The organism is Streptomyces shinuiensis (genome assembly GCF_043660855.1).
Classification (GTDB): domain Bacteria; phylum Actinomycetota; class Actinomycetes; order Streptomycetales; family Streptomycetaceae; genus Streptomyces.
In genome coordinates this window covers 4,587,072-4,605,506 of sequence record NZ_JBIHML010000001.1, presented here as the reverse complement: position 1 = coordinate 4,605,506, position 18,435 = coordinate 4,587,072, and the positions used below count along the sequence as shown (strand labels likewise).

The following is an 18,435-nucleotide window of genomic DNA, read 5'->3' as shown; positions in this document are numbered from 1 at the left end:
CGTGGCATGGGTGGGCACACGGTCGTAGGGTGGCCGTATGTCGACCCACGCCAGGCGCGAACGCCTTCTGCTCGCCGATCTGTTGGAAACCCACGGACCCGAGGCGCCCACCCTGTGCGAGGGGTGGCGGACCAGGGAGCTGGCGGCTCACGTCGTGGTGCGCGAGCGCCGCGCGGACGCCGCCGGCGGAATACTCGTCAAGGCACTGCAGCCCCGGCTGGAGCGGGTGCAGCAGGAGTTCGCGGCCAAGCCGTACGAGGAGCTGGTCCAGCTCATCCGCACCGGGCCGCCCCGGATGTCGCCCTTCTCCCTCAAGCAGGTGGACGAGGCGGCCAACACCGTGGAGTTCTTCATCCACGGTGAGGACGTCCGGCGGGCCCGGCCGGACTGGACGCCGCGCGAGATCGACCCGGTCCTCGCCGACGCCCTGTGGCGGCGGCTGGAGACCACCGCCCGCGCCTACGGCCGCCGGTGCCCGGTCGGCCTGGTGCTGCGCCGTCCCAACGGCCAGGTGGCGGTGGCCCGCAAGGGCACCCCGGTGGTCACCGTCACCGGCGAGCCCGGCGAGCTGCTCCTCTTCGTCTCCGGCCGGCAGGACGCGGCGCGGGTGGAGCTGGAGGGCGACGAGAAATCCGTGGCGCGCGTACGCGAGGCGAAGCTCGGCCTCTGACGCCCCGGAGGGCTCTCCTCCGTTCAAGCCGGCGGCGAACGGCGCGGCGCGGCGGCCGGGCCGACGGGTCAGCGCACCGGGTGGCCGGCCTCGCGCAGGGCGTCCTTGACCTGTCCGATGCGCAGGTCGCCGAAGTGGAAGACGCTCGCGGCCAGCACCGCGTCCGCGCCCGCCTCCACCGCCGGGGCGAAGTCGGCGAGCTTCCCCGCTCCGCCGGAGGCGATGACGGGGATGGTGACGTGCTTGCGGACGGCGCCGACCATGGCGATGTCGTAGCCGTCCTTGGTGCCGTCGGCGTCCATGGAGTTGAGCAGGATCTCCCCGGCCCCCAGCTCGGCGGCCCGGTGCGCCCACCGGACCGCGTCGATACCGGTGCCGCGCCGGCCGCCGTGCGTGGTGACCTCGAAGCCGGAGGGCGTCACCGTCCCCTCCGGGCAGCGGCGGGCGTCCACCGACAGCACCAGCACCTGGCTGCCGAAGCGCTCGGCGATCTCCCGGATCAGCTCCGGGCGGGCGATGGCGGCGGTGTTGACGCCCACCTTGTCGGCGCCCGCGCGCAGCAGTTTGTCCACGTCCCCGGTGGTGCGCACGCCGCCGCCCACCGTCAGCGGGATGAAGACCTGCTCGGCGGTGCGGCGCACCACGTCGTAGGTGGTCTCGCGGTCGCCGGAGGAGGCGGTGATGTCGAGGAAGGTCAGCTCGTCGGCGCCCTCCGCGTCGTACACCTTGGCCATCTCGACCGGGTCGCCGGCGTCGCGCAGGTTCTGGAAGTTGACCCCCTTGACGACCCGGCCGCCGTCCACGTCCAGGCAGGGGATGACTCGTACGGCCAGGGACACTTAGGCGTGCTCCTTCGGGGTGCGGAAGGCTTCGATCTCCACCTCGACCAGTACGCGCGAGTCGACGAAGCCGGAGACGACCACGAGCGTCGCGACGGGGCGGACGGAGCCGAAGACCTCGCGGTGGGCGCGGCCCACGTCCTCCACGTCGCGCGCGTGGGTTATGTACATGCGGGTGCGCACGACGGACCGGACGTCCAGACCGAACGGCTCCAGCGCCGCCACGGCGCGCTCGAAGGCGGTCCTGGCCTGGACGTACGGGTCGCCCTCGCCCTGGATCGCCCCGTCGGCCAGGGGCATCGTGCCCGCGACGAGGATCCGGTCGCCGATCTCGACGGCCCGGGCGAAGCCGATGGTCTCCTCCCAGGGGCTGTCGCTCCGCACGCGCCGGAGCCGCCGGCCGTCACCGCCCGACTCCCCGTCCGCGTCGCTGTCTCGTCCCGCCGCCGCGTGTTCCGTCATCGGGACACTGCCTCCAGGGCCTCTTCCAGGGTGAACGCCTCGGCGTAGAGGGCCTTGCCCACGATGGCTCCCTCGACGCCCTCGGGTACCAGGGTGGCGATCGCGCGCAGGTCGTCAAGGGAGGAGACGCCGCCGGAGGCGACGACCGGGCGGTCGGTGGCGGTGCAGACGTCCTTGAGCAGCTGGAGGTTGGGGCCCTTGAGGGTGCCGTCCTTGGCGATGTCGGTGACGACGTAGCGGGCGCAGCCCTCGGAGTTCAGGCGCTCCAGCGTCTCGTAGAGGTCGCCGCCGTCGCGGGTCCAGCCGCGCCCGCGCAGGGTGGTGCCGCGCACGTCGAGGCCGACGGCGATCTTGTCACCGTGCTCGGCGATCACCTTGGCGACCCACTCGGGGCTCTCCAGGGCCGCGGTGCCCAGGTTCACCCGGGTGCAGCCGGTGGCCAGCGCGGCGGCCAGGGAGGCGTCGTCGCGGATACCGCCGGAGAGCTCGACCCTGATGTCCATGGTGCGGACGACCTCGGCGATCCGCTCGCGGTTGTCACCGGTGCCGAACGCGGCGTCCAGGTCCACCAGGTGCAGCCACTGCGCCCCCGCCCGCTGCCAGGCCAGGGCGGCCTCCAGCGGGTCGCCGTAGGAGGTCTCGGTGCCGGACTCGCCGTGGACGAGGCGGACGGCCTGTCCGTCGCGGACGTCGACGGCGGGGAGGAGTTCGAGACGGTGGGTGCTCATCAGCTGGCGGTCCTAAGGTCCTGGGGATCGGTGTTGGGCGGGTGGAACTAGAGGGTGCTGATCCAGTTGGTCAGCAGCTGCGCACCGGCGTCGCCGGACTTCTCGGGGTGGAACTGGGTGGCCCACAGCGGGCCGTTCTCCACGGCGGCGACGAACCGCTCGCCGTGGGTGGCCCAGGTGACCTCGGGGGCCGCCATGGCGGGGCTGGTGGTCCGAAGCTCCCAGTCGTGCACGGCGTAGGAGTGCACGAAGTAGTAGCGGGCGTCGGCGGGCAGGCCCGCGAACAGCCTGGAGTCCTCGGGCGCCTCGACGGTGTTCCAGCCCATGTGCGGTACGACGTCCGCCTTGAGCGGGCCGACCGTGCCGGGCCACTCGTCCAGGCCCTCGGCCTCGACGCCGTGCTCGATGCCCCGGCCGAACAGGATCTGCATGCCGACGCAGATGCCCATCACCGGGCGCCCGCCGGCGAGCCGGCGCTCGACGACCCAGTCGCCGCGGGCCTTCCGCAGACCCGTCATGCAGGCGGCGAAGGCGCCGACGCCGGGCACGAGCAGCCCGTCGGCGTTCATCGCGGTGCCGTAGTCGCCGGTGATCTCCACCTCCGCGCCGGCCCGGGCCAGGGCGCGCTCGGCCGAGCGCACGTTGCCGAAGCCGTAGTCGAAGACGACGACCTTCTTCCTATCCGTCACGACCACACCTCCAGGCGCAGGATTCCGGCGATCAGGGACAGGGCGGCGCCGACGCCGAGCAGGGCGACGACCCCTTTGGGCATCCGCTGCTTCCAGAAGGAGATGGCGCCGCCGAGCAGGAAGAGCCCCACGAAGATCAGCAGAATGGAGACACCGTTCACAGCGTTCCTCCCCGAACCTCTCCGCCCGCGCGGCACCGCGCGCGCATCACGGCCGGCGGCCGCCCGGCGGCCACGCGCACGGCGCGCACGGCGCGTACGGCGCTCACAGCGCGCCCTTGGTGGAGGGGATTCCCGTCTGGCGCGGGTCGATCTCGCCGGCGTAGCGCAGCGCGCGGGCCAGCGCCTTGAACTGGCACTCCACGATGTGGTGCGCGTTGCGCCCGTAGGGGACGTGGACGTGCAGGGCGATCTGCGCCTGGGCGACGAAGGACTCCAGGATGTGCCGGGTCATCGTGGTGTCGTAGCTGCCGATCATCGGCGCCATGTTCTCCGGCTCGCTGTGCACCAGGTACGGCCGCCCCGACAGGTCCACGGTCACCTGGGCGAGGGACTCGTCCAGCGGCACCGAGGCGTGTCCGAAGCGGACGATGCCGCGCTTGTCGCCCAGCGCCTGCCGGAAGGCGGCGCCGAGCGCCAGCGAGCTGTCCTCGATGGTGTGGTGGCTGTCGATGTGCAGGTCGCCCTCGGTCTTGACCGTGAGGTCGAACAGCCCGTGGCGGCCGAGCTGGTCGAGCATGTGGTCGTAGAAGCCGACCCCGGTCGACACGTCGACCTTCCCGGTGCCGTCGAGGTCGATCTCGACGACGACGGAGGTCTCCTTGGTGGTGCGCTCGACGCGACCCACACGGCTCATCGGTTGTTCTCCTTCAGTACTGCGCGTACCGCGTCGAGGAACGCGTCGTTCTCGGCCGGGGTGCCGGCGGTGACCCGCAGCCGGCCCGGCACTCCGTTGTCCCGGACCAGCACACCCCGCTCCAGCAGCGCCTGCCACGCCGCGTGGGCGCCCCCGGGGCCGTCGAAGTTCCCGAACTGCACGAAGTTGGCGTCGGAGTCGGTGACCTCGCAGCCCATCGCCCGCAGCTCGGCCACCAGCCGGTCCCGCTCACCCTTGAGCTGCCGGACGTAACCGAGGAGGGTGTCGGTGTGTTCCAGCGCGGCGAGCGCGGTGGCCTGGGTGACGGCGGACAGGTGGTAGGGCAGGCGAACCAGCTGTACGGCGTCGACGACGGCCGGGTGGGCGGCGAGGTAGCCCAGCCGCAGCCCGGCGGCGCCGAACGCCTTGGACATGGTGCGCGAGACCACCAGGTTCGGACGGCCGTCGATCAGCGGCAGCAGCGAGGGCCGGTGGCTGAACTCGCCGTACGCCTCGTCGACGATCACCATGGCGGGCCGGGCGGCCTGGGCGGCGTCGTACAGGGCCAGCACGGTCCCGGCGTCGACGGCCGTGCCGGTGGGGTTGTTGGGCGAGCAGACGAAGACCACGTGCGGGCGGCGCTCGGCGATGACCGCCTTCGCCGCCTCCACGTCGATGGTGAAATCGCCGTTGCGCGGCCCGGAGATCCAGCCGGTGCCGGTGCCGCGGGCGATCAGGGCGTGCATCGAGTAGGAGGGCTCGAAGCCGATCGCGGTGCGCCCCGGGCCGCCGAACGCCTGGAGGAGCTGCTGGAGCACCTCGTTGGAGCCGTTGGCGGCCCAGACGTTCTCCGCGGTGACCTCGTGCCCGGCGGTGCGGGTGAGGTAGCGGGCCAGCTCGCCGCGCAGCTCCACCGCGTCGCGGTCGGGATAGCGGTTGAGCTCGCGGGCGGCCCCTGCGACGCGCTCGGCGATGCGGGCCACCAGCGGCTCGGGCAGCGGGTGGGGGTTCTCGTTGGTGTTCAGCCGTACGGGCACGTCCAGCTGCGGCGCCCCGTAGGGGGACTTGCCGCGCAGTTCGTCCCGGATGGGCAGGTCGTCGATGCCGGTCACTTCCCCTGGGGCACCTTCCAGTCGAACCTCGCCTTGAGGGCCGCCCCGTGCGCGGGCAGGTCCTCGGCCTCCGCCAGGGTGACCACGTGGTGGGCCACGTCGGCCAGCGCGTCGCGGGTGTAGTCCACGACGTGGATGCCGCGCAGGAAGGACTGCACGGAAAGTCCGGAGGAGTGGCAGGCGCAGCCGCCGGTGGGCAGCACGTGGTTGGAGCCGGCGCAGTAGTCGCCCAGCGAGACCGGGGCCCAGGGGCCGACGAAGACCGCGCCCGCGTTGCGGACCCGGGCGGCGACCTCGGCGGCGTTCTCGGTCTGGATCTCCAGGTGCTCGGCGGCGTAGGCGTCCACCACCGCCAGTCCCTGGTCCAGGTCGTCCACCAGGATGGTGCCGGACTGCCGTCCGGCCAGCGCCTCGGCGATGCGCCCGGCGTGCTTGGCGGAGGCCACCTGGGAGGTCAGCTCGGAGTCGACGGCGTCGGCCAGCGCCTCGGACGGGGTGACCAGGACGGCGGCGGCCAGGGTGTCGTGCTCGGCCTGGCTGATCAGGTCGGCGGCGACGTGGCGGGCGTCGGCGGTGTCGTCGGCGAGGACGGCGATCTCGGTGGGGCCGGCCTCGGAGTCGATGCCGATGCGGCCCTTGAGCAGGCGCTTGGCGGCGGCGACCCAGATGTTGCCGGGGCCGGTGACCAGCTGGACGGGCGCGCACTCCTCGGTGCCGTAGGCGAACATGGCGACGGCCTGTGCGCCGCCGGCGGCGTACACCTCGTCGACGCCCAGCAGGGCGCAGGCGGCCAGGATCGTGGGGTGCGGCAGCCCCGCCGCCCAGTGTCCGGGGACGCCTTTCCGCGGCGGCGAGGCGACGGCCAGCGAGCCGACCCCGGCCTCCTGCGCGGGCACGACGTTCATCACCACGGACGACGGGTAGACGGCCCGGCCGCCGGGCACGTACAGGCCCACCCGCTCGACCGGCACCCACCGCTCGGTGACGGTACCGCCGGGGACGACGCGGACGGTGGAGTCGGTGCGCCGCTGGTCGCGGTGGACGATCCGGGCGCGGCGGACGGACTCCTCCAGCGCCGCCCGCACCGCCGGGTCGAGCTCGGCCAGCGCCTTGTCCAGTGCCTCGGCCGGGACCCGTACGCGCTCCAGCCGCACGCCGTCGAAGCGCTCGTTGTACTCGATCACCGCGGCCGTGCCGCGATGGTGCACCGCGTCGCAGATCGGCCGCACCTTCTCCAGGGCGGCCTCGACGTCGAGTTCGGCTCGGGGCAGCAGCTCCCGCTCGACCCCGGCGGCGGCGAGGTCGCGTCCGCGCAGGTCGAGTCGGGTCATGGATACGGATCGAAGCACGTGTCCCAGTGTCTCAGACGCGATCCGGTGCCCGGCGCTCCGTATCAGTGCGTGATACGCGGTACGGGTGAGCCTGGAGGGGGCATCCAGATGTCAGTGCTGACCGATAGCGTCGCGGTCGTCACACAGTGCCGTCTGTGACTTGGGGGACACGTCGTGAGTGAGGTTCCGAACAACGGGGATCCACCGCCCGGGCTCCGGCTGACCACCGCGGAGTGGGGCATGTGGCAGGCCTTCCGCAACGGCAGCGAGCACGATCTGCGCTCGGGCGAGGCGGAGCTGGACGATCCCAACGGCGACCACGAGTGGGGGCCGCAGCGGACGGTGCGGGCCCGCGTCGTCGCCCTGCTCCTGCTGCACGGTCCGCCGCCGCTGCTCGGGCGTGTCGCGTCCTTGCAGCTGACCGGTGTGTACGTGACGGGGCGGCTGGACCTGTCCGGCGGGACGGTCGAGCCGTACTTCGAGTTCCGGCAGTGCCGCTTCGAGCAGGAGGTGCTGCTGCACGAGTGCCGGCTGGTCACCGCCCGCATGATCGACTGCCACATACCCAGGCTGGAGGCCGCCCGGATGAGCACCGAGGGCGATCTCCACCTGCCGCGCTGCACCATTCCCGGTGGCGTCCGGCTCACCGACGCCTCCATAGGCACGGACCTGATGCTCAACGAGATGACGGTCGGTCGCGGGGAGCGTGTGCGGTCGCTGTCCGCCGACGGCATCCAGGTCGCCCAGGACCTCCAGGCCAGCCTGATACTCGCCCAGGGGGAGGTGAGCCTGCGCGGTGCGGAGATCGGCGGCTCGCTGTTCATGTACGGCAGCGTCCTGCGCAGCGGCAACGGACAGTACGCGCTGTACGCGCCGCAGATGACCGTGGAGCACTTCGCCCACTTCACCTCCTCCGGGCCGCGCCAGCTGCCGGTCGTCCACGGCACGACCCCGCCGGGCGGCACCTCCTGGCCGCCTCCGGACGAGCACAGCCACATGGTGCGGCGCGTCAAGCGCTTCGAGTGCACCGGCGGGGTGAAGCTGGACGACGGGAGGTTCGGGGACTCGCTGGTGCTGGACGACGCCCGCTTCAGCCTCCAGCGCGACCAGGAGCTGTCGCTGCGCCGCGTCCAGACCCCGGAGCTGTGCTTCACGCCGGAGCGGCCGGGCGGCGGCCGGGTGGTGCTCGCCGGGGCGACCGTGGACAACCTGGTGGACAGGGTGGAGAGCTGGCCGGTGGACGAGGGGTTGTGGATGGCCGGGTTCACCTACCAGAACCTGATCCCGCGCGGCCGGTTCACCCTCGCCCAGCGGCTGCGGTGGCTGGAGACGGCGACACCGGAGTACGCCCCGGAGCCGTACGAGCAGCTCGCGGCGGTGATGCGCAACAGCGGGGAGGACGCGGACGCGCGCGCGGTGCTGCTGGCCAAGCAGCGCCGCCGCCGCGAGACGCTGCCGCTGGCCGCCAAGCTGTGGGGCTATCTGCAGGACTGGACGGTCGCCTACGGCTACCGGCCGGGCCAGGCCGCCCTGTGGATGGCGGTGCTGTGGGCCTCGGGCGCGGTGCTGTTCGCCCGGCGGCCGCCGGACCCGCTCAAGCCCGGGGAGTCGCCGCACTGGAACGCCCCGCTGTACGTCCTGGACCTGCTGCTGCCGGTGATCAACCTGGGCCAGGACAGCCACTGGAAGCCCGCGGGGGCCTACCAGTGGACGGCCGCGGCCCTGATCATGCTCGGCTGGGTACTGGCCACCACGGTCGCGGCCGGGGCCACCCGGCTGCTGAGACGCCAGTGAGCGCGCCCCGGCGGGTGCGCGCGGCGGGCGGGTGGCGGGTGACGGGGGTGCCCGCCGCGGGGAGGCCGTAGGCTGCGGCTGTGACCACCATTCGCCTACCGATCTTCCCTCTCAACACCGTGCTGTTCCCGGGGCTGGTGCTGCCGCTGAACATCTTCGAGCAGCGGTACCGCGCCCTGATGCGCGACCTGCAGGAGATCCCCGAGGACGCACCGCGCCGCTTCGGGGTGGTCGCCATCCGGGACGGCCGTGAGGTCGCTCCCACCGCGGTCGGGATGCCGGACCCGACGGCACGGGCCGCGGCCGGGCCGGCCGCGGGTTTCGGTCCCGACCCGATGCGCGCCTTCCACACGGTGGGCTGCGTCGCCGACGCCACGTCCATCCGTGAGCGCTCCGGTGACGGCGAGGAGGCCGACGGGGACGGGGAGCGGGACGGCGGGGACGGCTACGAGGTGCTCGCCACCGGCACCACGCGCTTCCGGCTGCTGTCCGTCGACGCCTCGGGGCCGTACCTGGTCGGCGAGGTCGAGGAGCTGGCGGAGGACGGCGGCGAGGGGGCGGGCGCGCTCGCCTCCGGCGTGCTGCGGGCCTTCCGCGCCTACCAGAAGCAGCTCGCCGGCGCACGGGAGAGGACCCTGGCCGGCGGCCAGGAGCTGCCGGACGAGCCGTCGGTGGTGTCGTACCTGGTGGCCGCCGCCACCGTCCTGGACACCCCGACCAGGCAGCGGCTCCTGCAGGCTCCGGACACCGCCACGCGGCTGGCCGAGGAGCTGAGGATCCTCAGGCGCGAGACGGCGCTGATCGGTAGGCTCCCGTCCGTTCCCGCGGCGGACCTCACCCGCGTGCCGACCAGCCCGAACTGACACGGCCCGGAAACCGGCGCGCCGCCGGGAACACCGACCGCACACCAGCACCGACCGACGCGAGGCACGGCGAGCATGGCCAGGAAGAAGCAGAAGGCGGGTTCCGGAGGCACCCCGGCGACGGTGGCCGCCGCGAAGGCCGGCGTGGACTTCACCCTCCACTCCTACGAGCACGACCCGGCCGCCCCCTCCTACGGGGAGGAGGCCGCCGAGGCTCTCGGGCTCGACCCGGAGCGGGTGTTCAAGACGCTCGTCGCGGACGTCGACGGCACGCTGACCGTGGCGGTCGTCCCCGTCTCCGGCTCGCTGGACCTCAAGGCGCTGGCTGCGGCGGCCGGCGGCAAGCGGGCCGCGATGGCGGACCCGGCCGCGGCCGAGCGCGCCACCGGCTATGTGCGCGGCGGGATCTCCCCGCTGGGCCAGCGCAGGGCGCTGCCGGCGGTGGTGGACGCCTCGGCCCAGGAGCACGCGACGGTCTGCGTCTCGGCCGGGCGCCGCGGGCTGGAGATCGAGCTGGCCCCCGCCGATCTGGTGAAGCTCACCGGCGCGGTGACGGCGCCGATCGCCCGCTCCCGGTAGCCCGGCGGCCCGGCGACCGCTCCGGCCGCGGGGCCGAAGCGGTGACCGTGGCGGCGCACCGGCCACCGGGGCCTCACGCCCCCGGCCGGTCCTCCGCGCCGCCCGGCGGCGGCCCCCACCCGGGGTGGAGCGGGTGCGTCGGCTCGGGGTCCCGGGGACCGAACAGGGACGTGAGCGCCAGGTGGACCCCCAACGCGGCCAGCGGCCACGCCAGCAGCGCCCCCTTGGCGTGGAGCTCCAGCGGGGCGTCGAAGACCCTGCCCTCGCCCACCACCCTGGCCCGGGCGACCACGTCCTGGTCCGGGCCGAGCTGTACGCCCAGCCACCAGGCCAGCAGCGAGCCGGCCAGCGCGCCGGCCGCCAGGCCGATCACGACGCCGGCGCCGCCGCGGCGCCGGGCGAGGAAGACCGTGGCCCCGCTCAGCGCGCCGACGCCCAGGGCCAGCAGGACGAACGTGCCGTCGGCCCCGACCGTCTCCTCGCCCTCCGAGTCCTTGAGGTAGACGGCCGTGCCGTCGGAGATCAGCGGGACCCTGGGGGCCAGCCACAGCCACAGCAGCCCGAGCGCCACTCCCAGGACCGCCACGGCCACCGCCACCACCGCGGCTTCGAGGACCTCCCGCCCGGCCGGGGCGCCACCGCCCCCGCCCTCGCCGGGGTCCTTGCCGCGCGGGGCGCTCCCCCACGGGTCGTAGGACGGGTCCGACCGGGACGGACCGTGGTTCGGGGAGGGAGGCGTCGGTGCGGTCACCCTGCCATCGTGCCAGGTCCGGCCCCCGGCCCGCCGGGCGGTACCGCACAAGGCGATCACCCGGCCGAGGCGGCGGCGGTCAGCGCACCGCGGCCCGCCGGTACGCCCAGGTCGCGGCGGCCAGTGCCGCGGCTCCGACGGCGGCGCACACCCCCAGGTCGAGGACCACCCTGTCCCAGTGCGGCCGGGGCCCGAGGACGGCGGCCAGCGCCTCCACCCCGTACGTCGAGGGCAGCAGGTCCCGCAGCAGCCGGACGGGTTCCGGCAGACCTCCGGCCGGGAGCACGCCCAGCAGCAGGGCCGCGGACATGCCCAGCTGTCCGCAGAGCGTGGCGAGTTCCTGGCGGGGCGCGAGCAGGCCGAGGGCCGCGCCGAGTCCGGCGAGCGCCGCTCCGGCCAGCGGCACCACCGCCACCAGGAGCCACAGCCCGTCCAGCGGAAGCCCGTAGAGCAGACAGCCGGCCACCGCGGTGACCGCCGTGCCGGGCACCGTGAAGGAGGCGTACGCGCCCGCCGTGCCCAGCACCACCGCGGCGGGCGGCACCGGCAGGGTGGCGTAGTGGTCCAGGCCCCCGGAGGCGCGCAGCTGGCCGAAGTACTGGGCGAGGAGGTTGAGCGCGACGAAGGCGACCACCAGCACGCTGGAGCCGGCCACCACCGCCCGCGCCTCCTGCCCGGGGCCGCCGTCGACGACCCCGCGCATCAGGACCATGATCCCGACCGACTGGAAGGTCGCCACGAACAGCAGCGGGATGCGGGCCACCCGCGCCCGGGAGAGCTGCGCCCGGTAGACGGCGCCCAGGGCGGGCCACAGCCTCGCGCCCGGAGCGAGCGGGGCGGCTCCCGCCTCTTCCGCCCCCCCGCCGGCTCGCTCGGTCCCAGTGGCCTCATTGGCCTCAGCGGCCTCGGCCGCCTCCCGCCGGGTCCTCGCCACGGCCGTACTCACGACTTCACCAGACCTTCCGTGTGTCCTCCCAGAGCCAGGTAGACGTCCTCCAGACTCGGCGTGGCGAGGGTGAAGTCGTCCAGCGCGGCGAACGCCGGACCGCCGGTGACGGCGGCGACCGCCGCGCGCGCCTCCTCGGGGGGCAGCCGCAGCGTCCACCGGCGGCCCGTCTCCGCGGCGTCCGGGCGCAGCGCGGCGACCTCCGGGACCTCCAGCGGCGGCCGGTCGCGCCACACCAGCTCCAGCCGTACGTCCTCGCCGACCATGGCCTTCAGACCGGCCGGGGTGCCGCAGGCGACCGCCCGGCCGCGGTCCATCACCGCGACCCGGTCCAGGACCAGCTCGGCCTCGATGACGTTGTGGGTCACCAGGATCACCGTGGCCCCGCGCTCGGCCCGCCGCCGGTCGACCGCCGCCCACACCGCGCGCCGCGCGACGGGGTCCATACCGGCGGTCGGCTCGTCCAGCACCAGCAGGGGACGCTCCCCCACCAGCGCCGCCGCCACACAGGCCAGCCGCCGCTGGCCGCCGGAGAGCCGCTTCAGGGGGCGCCCGGCGATCGCGCCGAGCCCCAGTTCCTCCAGTACCTCACCGCTCTCGCGCCGGGCGGCCGCCGCGTCCAGGCCGCGCAGCCGCCCGGTGGTCTCGGCGGCCAGTGCCACGGTCAGCTCGTCCAGCGCGGTGGACTCCTGACCGAGGTAGGCCAGCAGCCGCGCGGCACGCCGCGGATGGCGGACCAGATCGTGGCCGAGGACGCCGACGCGCCCGGAGTCGGGGCGCAGCAGCCCGGTGAGCTGCCGCACCAGGGTGGTCTTCCCGGCGCCGTTCGGGCCGAGCAGACCGAAGACCTCGCCGTGCCGGACGGTCAGGCTGACGCCGTCGCTGGCCCGTACGGCGGGGGTGGCGGGGGCGCCGCGGCGGCCGCGCCGGGCAGGGTAGGTCTTGACCAGGTCGTGGACGCGTACGGCGGCCGACGCCGGCGTCTCCACGCTGTCCACCGCGTCGCCCACCGCCTGCCCAGTGCCCGTGCTCACGAGCTACGAGGGTACGCGCCCGGCGGTGGCTCACTCCGCGGCGGGTGCGCGCTCGCCCGCGGTGCGGGCGTCGACCTCGCGCCAGAAGCCCGCGCGGATCGCGTAGCGGTCCTGCTCGTCGATCTGGTCGTCCTTGTGAGCCAGCAGACCGAAGCGGGCGGCGTAGCGCAGCAGCTCGCCGTCGATGCGGTGCGGGATGCGGGGGTACTCCCCCGACAGCGTCCTCAGATGGGCGGTGGTCGCCAGCCGCTCGATCCAGCGGCGGGCGAAGACCTGGCCGACCTCGAAGGGGTCGCCGCTGACGGTGGTGATGTCCTCCTCCCGGTCGGCCCACCGCTGCTCGGCGGAGGTGAGCTGGGCCAGCATCGGCAGGGCGGCGGCCTCGGAGGACTCGGGGGCGGCGCCCCGTTCGACCCAGCCCTTGTCGGAGGACCAGCGCAGGGTGGCGCCGGCGGGTGCGGGGGAGGCGTTGTGGGGGTGCACGGCGGGCCGGCCGAGTCCGGCGAGGTCCTTGGGGGTGGGCACGCCCCGGCCGTGGCCGGTGTCGGTCCGTTCCTCCCTCCCCGCGAGCCCTCCCGCGGGTTCCTGGGCCGCCTCCTCGCCGAACTCCCCGGAGACGGGGGTCGCGACGCCGTTCCCGCCGGAGGCCGGGGCCGGGGCCGGAGCCGGAGCGGTCCTGTTCCCGGCGCCCGCGGCCTCCGGGGTGCTCGCGGTGTCCGGCGCGGGGACGCCCGTACCACCGGGGGCGGTGACCGGGGTGTTCCCGCCGCCGGAGGGGGCGGGTTCGGGCAGCGGTGCGGAGAGGATGGCGGCGATCTCGGGCTGCTGGGGCGGGCAGACGCCGGTGAGGTCCCTGGCCCGTACGGCGCGGGTGATCCAGGCGCGGTCCAGAACGCGGCGCTCGTCGGCCTCGGCGACCAGGTCCTCGGACTGGTTGTAGTCGCCGTCGGCGGCCTGGACCGCCCACAGGTGGACGGCTACGCCGTGCTCCTTGGCGGACATCAGGCCGGGGAGCAGGTCGCCGTCCCCGGTGACCAGCACGATGTCGGAGCAGGCGCGGTTGCGGGCCAGCTCCGTCAGCTCGGCGTGCATGGCGGCGTCCACGCCCTTCTGCGCCCACCGCCCCTCGCTGCGGGTGAGGGCGCCCAGCCGCACCGTCACGCGCGGCATCACCCGCAGCCGCCGGTGCTCGGGCTGGGGCACCCGGTCGGGGGCGCCGTCGAACCAGTAGATGCGCAGCAGACGGCAGCCGGTGTCCTGCTCGGCACGCTCGCGCAGCCCCTGGATGAGCACGGAGTGGTCCACGGTGATCCGGGAGCGCGCGGGCTCGCCCGCCAGGAGACTCGCGGCGGCGCCCAGCAGATACCCGGCGTCCACCAGGACGACGCAGCGGTCCACGCTCCACCCACTCTCGGTACGACCGGCACGACCGGTACGGCCGCCGGGGCCGGTGACGTCTCGCACGGCCGCGGCGCGTTCGACCCGGCCCCGCTCCTTCGAGCCTGTTTCGAGTCTGCCCGACCGTACAGGGCTTATAGGTTCCGGCTCGATCTTCGGCGTGGCGGGAGGCCGGTGTCCACAGTGCGGGAGGCTCCTTCGGGCCGGAAGGGGCGACTACCGAGGGCGATTGCCCGACATGCGAGCTGTGCGGACGCGTGCGACGCTGGGCACGGCCCATCGTTCCGAGATCCGCACAGGAGGCGACCATGGGCAAGCGCAAGAAGGACGATCGGGAGCGGCGCGGCGGGCACACCGTCGCCGAGGAGACGCAGGAGCAGTCGAAGGCCACAGCCGAGCGGATGGCGCGGACGCAGCCGGCCGCGCAGGGCACCCCCGCGGACGTGGCGCGCAAGCACCGCAAGCGCTTCGGCCACAACTGACACCGGCCGCCGCGCACGGCACAGCGGCGGCCACCGCACGGGGCGCCCCGGTCCTTCCGGGGCGCCCCGTCGTGCGTACGCCCGCGCCGGGGCGCCTTCCGGCCGGGCCGGACCGCCGCCCCCCGTCGGCCCCGGCCAGGCCCCGCCTCAGCCGGCCAGGCAGGAGGGGCCGAGCAGCGCCTTGAGGTCGCCGAAGAGCGCGGGGTCGGCGGTGACCCGGTGCCGGTCCAGGCGCAGCACCGTCGTCTTGCGGCTGCCCTGGAGCCTGACCCTCACCTCGGTGGAGCCGCGGTGGTGGGTGAGCACCTCCCCCAGCTTCTCCACCAGCGGCGGGGTGACCTTGACCGTGGGGATGGTGATGGTGACGGGCGCGTCGGATGCGGCCTCCGACAGGTCGGGGACCATCAGCTCCATGGCCACCAGCCGGGGGACGTCCTCGCGCTTGTCCAGGCGTCCCTTGACGAAGACCACCGCGTCCTCCACGAGCTGGGTGGAGACGAGCTGGTAGGTGGCGGGGAAGAACATGCAGTCGATCGAGCCCGCCAGATCCTCCACGGTGGCGATCGCCCAGGCGTTGCCCTGCTTGGTCATCTTCCGCTGGAGCCCGGAGATGATCCCGCCGATGGTGACGATCGAGCCGTCGGAGAAGTCGCCGCCGGTGAGCTGGGAGATCGCCGCGTCCGTCTTGTCGGACAGCACGTGCTCCAGACCGAACAGCGGGTGGTCGGAGACGTAGAGGCCGAGCATCTCCCGCTCCTGGGCGAGCAGGTAGCTCTTGTCCCACTCCTCCGGCGAGAACTCCACGTCCATGCCGAAGCCGGGGCTGCTGTCGGAGGACTCCTCCCCCATCCCGCCGAAGAGGTCGAACTGCCCCTCGGCCTCCTTGCGCTTGACCTGCACCACGTTGTCGATCATCGTCTCGAAGTGCGCGGTCAGGCCCTTGCGGGCGTGGCCCAGCTCGTCGAAGGCGCCGGCCTTGATCAGCGACTCGACGGTGCGCTTGTTGCACACCACGGCGTCGACCTTGTCGAGGAAGTCGGGGAAGGAGGTGTACTTCCCCTTGGCCTTGCGGCAGGCGACGATCGAGTCCACCACGTTCTGGCCGACGTTGCGCACGGCGGTCAGCCCGAAGACGATCGTGTCGTCGCCGCGCGGGGTGAAGTTCGCCTCGGACTCGTTGACGTCCGGCGGCAGCACCTTGATGCCCATGCGGCGGCACTCGTTGAGGTAGACGGCCGACTTGTCCTTGTCGTCGCGGACCGAGGTCAGCAGGGCGGCCATGTACTCGGCCGGGTAGTTCGCCTTGAGGTAGGCCGTCCAGTAGGAGACCAGTCCGTACGCCGAGGAGTGCGCCTTGTTGAAGGCGTATCCGGCGAAGGGCACCAGCACGTCCCACACGGCCTGGACGGCCTCGTCGGAGTAGCCCTTCTCCCTGGCGCCCTTCTGGAAGTTGACGAACTCGGCGTCCAGGACCTCCTTCTTCTTCTTGCCCATCGCCCGGCGCAGCAGGTCGGCCTGTCCGAGGCTGTACCCGGCGAGCACCTGGGCGGCCTTCTGCACCTGCTCCTGGTAGACGATCAGGCCGTAGGTGATGTCGAGGACCTCCTTGAGAGGCTCCTCCAGCTCCGGGTGGATCGGGGTGATCTCCTGCTGCCCGTTCTTGCGCAGCGCGTAGTTGATGTGGGAGTTCATGCCCATCGGGCCGGGCCGGTACAGGGCCGAGACCGCGGAGATGTCCTCGAAGTTGTCGGGCTTCATCATGCGCAGCAGGGAGCGCATGGGACCGCCGTCGAACTGGAAGACACCCAGGGTGTCGCCGCGCTGGAGCAGCTCGAAGGTCTTGGGATCGTCCAGCGTGAGGTCGAGCAGGGTGATGTCGATGCCCTTGTTGGCCTTCACCAGCTTGACGGCGTCGTCCATGATCGTGAGGTTGCGCAGGCCCAGGAAGTCCATCTTCAGCAGGCCGAGCGACTCGCAGGTGGGGTAGTCCCACTGGGTGACCACCGAGCCGTCGTTCTTGGGGCTGAAGACCGGCACGTGGTCGATCAGCGGCTCACTCGACATGATCACGCCCGCGGCGTGCACGCCCATCTGCCGCACCAGGCCCTCGATGCCGCGCGCGGCGTCGATGACCTTCTTCACGTCCGGCTCGTTCTCGTACATCCCCCGGATCTCGCCCGCCTCGTTGTAGCGGGGGTGCTTGGGGTCGGTGATGCCCGACAGGGGGATGCCCTTGCCCAGGACGTCGGCGGGCATCGCCTTGGTGATGCGGTCGCCCATGGCGTACGGGTAGCCCAGCACGCGGGCGGAGTCCTTGATCGCGGCCTTCGCCTTGATGGTGCCGTAGGTGCCGATCTGGGCGACCTTGTCGGCACCGTACTTCTCGGTCACGTAGCGGATGACCTCGCCGCGCCTGCGCTCGTCGAAGTCGATGTCGACGTCGGGCATGGAGACGCGCTCGGGGTTGAGGAACCGCTCGAAGATCAGCCCGTGCTCGATCGGGTCGAGGTCGGTGATGCCCATGGCGTACGCCACGATCGAGCCGGCCGCGGAGCCGCGGCCGGGGCCGACGGCGATGCCGTTGTTCTTGGCCCACATGATGAAGTCGGCGACGACCAGGAAGTAGCCGGGGAAGCCCATCTGGACGATGACGTCCATCTCGTAGTCGGCCTGCTTCTGCCGGTCCTCGGGGACGTCGCCGTGGTACCGGCGGGCCATGCCGCGGCGGACCTCCTCGCGGAACCAGGACTCCTCGGTGTGGCCCTCCGGGACGGGGAAGCGGGGCATCAGGTCCCGCTTCTCGAACCATCCGGCGGTGTCGATCTGCTCGGCGACCAGGAGGGTGTTGCGGCAGCCCTCCTGCCAGGCGTCGGAGGAGTCGATGGCGTACATCTCCTCCGTGGACTTCAGGTAGTAGCCCGAGCCGTCGAACCGGAAGCGGTCGGGGTCGGAGAGGTTCTTGCCGGTCTGGATGCACAGCAGCGCGTCGTGCGCCTCGGACTCGTGGGAGTAGGTGTAGTGGCTGTCGTTGGTGACCAGCGGGGGGATGCCCAGCTTCTTCCCGATCTCCAGCAGCCCGTCGCGGACCCGGCGCTCGATCTCGATGCCGTGGTCCATCAGCTCCAGGAAGTAGCGGCCCCTGCCGAAGATGTCCTGGTAGTCGGAGGCGGCCTTGAGCGCCTCGTCGAACTGGCCGAGCCGCAGCCTGGTCTGCACCTCGCCCGAGGGGCAGCCGGTGGAGGCGATCAGGCCCTCGGAGAACTCGGCGATCATCTCCCGGTCGCTCCTGGGCCACTTGACGAAGAAGCCCTCCATGTAGGCGTCCGAGGAGAGCCGGAAGAGGTTGTGCAGGCCGGCCCTGTTCGAGGCCCAGATCGTCTTGTGGGTGTAGCCGCCGGAGCCGGAGACGTCGTCGCGCTTCTGGTGGGGCTGGCCCCACTGGACGCGCCGCTTGTACCGCCGCGACTGCGGGGCGACGTACGCCTCGATGCCGATGATCGGCGTGACGCCGGCCTTGGTGGCGTGCTGGAAGAAGTCGTAGGCCCCGTGGAGGTTGCCGTGGTCGGTCATGGCGATGTGCGTCATGCCCATCTCCTGACACGCCTCGAACATGTCCTTCAGCCGCGCCGCACCGTCCAGCAGTGAGTACTGCGTGTGTACGTGCAGGTGTGTGAACGGCGGTTTGGCCACGGCGGAGGACCTCCAACGAGCGGGCTTGCGGCAGTTCCGGACGGCTTCGAAGTCTACGTCCCGGGGCCGACGGGGAGCCGCCGCCCGGCGCGGGATCTCCGGTGCCACACAGGTCACACCGCTCACACCCCCGGCCGCGGGCATCGGTCGTGTTGCGATCCTCACCCCGCACCCGCTCTTTAGGCACTTCTTAGCGGCGCCCGTGGCACACT

General features: G+C 73.1%; 18 protein-coding genes. 5 read left to right on the top strand and 13 right to left on the bottom strand.

The window, feature by feature from the left end; all coding sequences use genetic code 11:
- The first annotated feature begins 37 nt into the window (after positions 1–37).
- Positions 38–670, top strand: a complete 633-nt coding sequence (locus ACGRHY_RS20825; protein WP_394636839.1) for a TIGR03085 family metal-binding protein — start codon at positions 38–40, stop codon at positions 668–670.
- A gap of 68 nt (positions 671–738) precedes the next feature.
- Here ACGRHY_RS20825 and hisF read toward each other — a convergent pair whose 3' ends face one another.
- From hisF to hisD, 8 genes are all read right to left on the bottom strand, one after another.
- Positions 739–1,509: an imidazole glycerol phosphate synthase subunit HisF gene (gene hisF, locus ACGRHY_RS20820; RefSeq protein WP_394636838.1), complete on the bottom strand. Its 771-nt coding sequence runs from the start codon at positions 1,507–1,509 to the stop codon at positions 739–741.
- Complete coding sequence (locus ACGRHY_RS20815) at positions 1,510–1,971, bottom strand: RidA family protein (protein WP_394636837.1); 462 nt, start codon at positions 1,969–1,971, stop codon at positions 1,510–1,512.
- Entirely contained in the window at positions 1,968–2,699 is a 732-nt protein-coding gene (priA, locus tag ACGRHY_RS20810; protein ID WP_394636836.1) for a bifunctional 1-(5-phosphoribosyl)-5-((5-phosphoribosylamino)methylideneamino)imidazole-4-carboxamide isomerase/phosphoribosylanthranilate isomerase PriA, read from the bottom strand. Before priA ends, ACGRHY_RS20815 begins: the two co-directional genes overlap by 4 nt.
- A gap of 47 nt (positions 2,700–2,746) precedes the next feature.
- Positions 2,747–3,388 (bottom strand): imidazole glycerol phosphate synthase subunit HisH, encoded by a 642-nt coding sequence (hisH, locus tag ACGRHY_RS20805; protein ID WP_394636835.1) that lies wholly within the window; start codon positions 3,386–3,388, stop codon positions 2,747–2,749.
- Positions 3,385–3,549, bottom strand: coding sequence for a hypothetical protein (locus tag ACGRHY_RS20800; protein ID WP_394636834.1), 165 nt, complete (start codon positions 3,547–3,549; stop codon positions 3,385–3,387). Before ACGRHY_RS20800 ends, hisH begins: the two co-directional genes overlap by 4 nt.
- A 103-nt stretch (positions 3,550–3,652) precedes the next feature.
- A complete protein-coding gene (hisB, locus tag ACGRHY_RS20795) occupies positions 3,653–4,243 on the bottom strand; it encodes an imidazoleglycerol-phosphate dehydratase HisB (protein WP_394636833.1) in 591 nt (196 codons plus the stop codon).
- The gene (locus ACGRHY_RS20790; protein WP_394636832.1) at positions 4,240–5,355 is read right to left on the bottom strand and encodes a histidinol-phosphate transaminase; all 1,116 of its coding nucleotides are present in this window, start codon (positions 5,353–5,355) and stop codon (positions 4,240–4,242) included. Before ACGRHY_RS20790 ends, hisB begins: the two co-directional genes overlap by 4 nt.
- Positions 5,352–6,686: a histidinol dehydrogenase gene (hisD, locus tag ACGRHY_RS20785; RefSeq protein WP_394636831.1), complete on the bottom strand. Its 1,335-nt coding sequence runs from the start codon at positions 6,684–6,686 to the stop codon at positions 5,352–5,354. Before hisD ends, ACGRHY_RS20790 begins: the two co-directional genes overlap by 4 nt.
- A gap of 174 nt (positions 6,687–6,860) precedes the next feature.
- Between hisD and ACGRHY_RS20780 the strand changes: the two genes are divergently transcribed.
- The 3 genes from ACGRHY_RS20780 to ybaK all read left to right on the top strand — a co-directional run bounded on the left by ACGRHY_RS20780 (position 6,861) and on the right by ybaK (position 9,922).
- The gene (locus ACGRHY_RS20780) at positions 6,861–8,480 is read left to right on the top strand and encodes an oxidoreductase (protein WP_394636830.1); all 1,620 of its coding nucleotides are present in this window, start codon (positions 6,861–6,863) and stop codon (positions 8,478–8,480) included.
- A gap of 80 nt (positions 8,481–8,560) precedes the next feature.
- Positions 8,561–9,343 (top strand): LON peptidase substrate-binding domain-containing protein, encoded by a 783-nt coding sequence (locus tag ACGRHY_RS20775; protein ID WP_394636829.1) that lies wholly within the window; start codon positions 8,561–8,563, stop codon positions 9,341–9,343.
- 75 nt (positions 9,344–9,418) lie between these two features.
- Positions 9,419–9,922: a Cys-tRNA(Pro) deacylase gene (gene ybaK / locus ACGRHY_RS20770; RefSeq protein ID WP_394636828.1), complete on the top strand. Its 504-nt coding sequence runs from the start codon at positions 9,419–9,421 to the stop codon at positions 9,920–9,922.
- Between the two features lie 73 nt (positions 9,923–9,995).
- On the opposite strand, the gene ACGRHY_RS20765 is transcribed toward ybaK, so the two are convergent.
- The 4 genes from ACGRHY_RS20765 to ACGRHY_RS20750 form a co-directional block, all read right to left on the bottom strand.
- Complete coding sequence (locus ACGRHY_RS20765; protein WP_394636827.1) at positions 9,996–10,673, bottom strand: hypothetical protein; 678 nt, start codon at positions 10,671–10,673, stop codon at positions 9,996–9,998.
- Positions 10,674–10,752: 79 nt separating this feature from the next.
- Positions 10,753–11,619 carry an ABC transporter permease gene (locus tag ACGRHY_RS20760; RefSeq protein ID WP_394636826.1) on the bottom strand — a complete coding sequence of 289 codons (867 nt, stop codon included), beginning with the start codon at positions 11,617–11,619 and terminating at the stop codon, positions 10,753–10,755.
- Positions 11,616–12,653 (bottom strand): ABC transporter ATP-binding protein, encoded by a 1,038-nt coding sequence (locus ACGRHY_RS20755; RefSeq protein WP_394636825.1) that lies wholly within the window; start codon positions 12,651–12,653, stop codon positions 11,616–11,618. The genes ACGRHY_RS20760 and ACGRHY_RS20755 overlap by 4 nt, the downstream gene beginning before the upstream one ends.
- A 30-nt stretch (positions 12,654–12,683) precedes the next feature.
- On the bottom strand, positions 12,684–14,051 hold the full coding sequence (locus ACGRHY_RS20750) for an NYN domain-containing protein (RefSeq protein WP_394636824.1): 1,368 nt from the start codon (positions 14,049–14,051) through the stop codon (positions 12,684–12,686).
- Between the two features lie 308 nt (positions 14,052–14,359).
- On the opposite strand from ACGRHY_RS20750, the gene ACGRHY_RS20745 reads away from it, so the two are divergent.
- Positions 14,360–14,533, top strand: coding sequence for a hypothetical protein (locus ACGRHY_RS20745; protein ID WP_394636823.1), 174 nt, complete (start codon positions 14,360–14,362; stop codon positions 14,531–14,533).
- Between the two features lie 147 nt (positions 14,534–14,680).
- Here ACGRHY_RS20745 and dnaE read toward each other — a convergent pair whose 3' ends face one another.
- On the bottom strand, positions 14,681–18,223 hold the full coding sequence (gene dnaE, locus ACGRHY_RS20740; protein ID WP_394636822.1) for a DNA polymerase III subunit alpha: 3,543 nt from the start codon (positions 18,221–18,223) through the stop codon (positions 14,681–14,683).
- Positions 18,224–18,435: the final 212 nt, after the last annotated feature.

Excerpts from the sequence above, each read along its gene's own strand:
- ACGRHY_RS20825 (WP_394636839.1), top strand. The coding sequence starts at position 38 with ATGTCGACCCACGCCAGGCGCGAACGCCTTCTGCTCGCCGATCTGTTG.
- ACGRHY_RS20815 (WP_394636837.1), bottom strand. The coding sequence starts at position 1,971 with ATGACGGAACACGCGGCGGCGGGACGAGACAGCGACGCGGACGGGGAG.
- priA (WP_394636836.1), bottom strand. The coding sequence starts at position 2,699 with ATGAGCACCCACCGTCTCGAACTCCTCCCCGCCGTCGACGTCCGCGAC.
- hisB (WP_394636833.1), bottom strand. The coding sequence starts at position 4,243 with ATGAGCCGTGTGGGTCGCGTCGAGCGCACCACCAAGGAGACCTCCGTC.
- hisD (WP_394636831.1), bottom strand. The coding sequence starts at position 6,686 with ATGACCCGACTCGACCTGCGCGGACGCGACCTCGCCGCCGCCGGGGTC.
- ybaK (WP_394636828.1), top strand. The coding sequence starts at position 9,419 with ATGGCCAGGAAGAAGCAGAAGGCGGGTTCCGGAGGCACCCCGGCGACG.
- ACGRHY_RS20745 (WP_394636823.1), top strand. The coding sequence starts at position 14,360 with ATGGGCAAGCGCAAGAAGGACGATCGGGAGCGGCGCGGCGGGCACACC.